The sequence below is a fragment of the Pseudomonas sp. K5002 genome (genome assembly GCF_013386655.1).
GTDB lineage: Bacteria > Pseudomonadota > Gammaproteobacteria > Pseudomonadales > Pseudomonadaceae > Aquipseudomonas.
Window position 1 is genome coordinate 1 of sequence record NZ_JACARK010001008.1, and the last position, 305, is coordinate 305.

The window sequence follows — 305 nt, forward strand, 5'->3', positions numbered from 1 at the left end:
TGCTGATCGAAGGCAGCGAGATGATTCGCCGCGTGGGCTGGTGCACCGGTGGCGGCCAGGGCTATATCGACCAGGCGGTGCTCGCCGGGGTTGACCTGTACCTGAGCGGCGAAGCCTCGGAGCAGACCTTCCACAGCGCCCGGGAAAACGACATCAGCTTTATCGCGGCCGGGCACCACGCCACCGAGCGTTACGGCGTGCAAGCCTTGGGCGATTACCTCGCACGGCGCTTCGCCCTCGAACACCTCTTCATCGATTGCCCAAACCCGATCTAAAGAACATCACCGGACACATGTGGGAGCGGG

Annotated in this window: 1 protein-coding gene; it reads left to right on the forward strand. The window is 63.6% G+C overall.

All coding sequences use genetic code 11. The features are described from left to right. On the forward strand, positions 1–275 hold a 275-nt coding region (locus tag HX846_RS32490), incomplete at its 5' end, for a Nif3-like dinuclear metal center hexameric protein (RefSeq protein WP_178966981.1). Between the last annotated feature and the right edge of the window lie 30 nt (positions 276–305).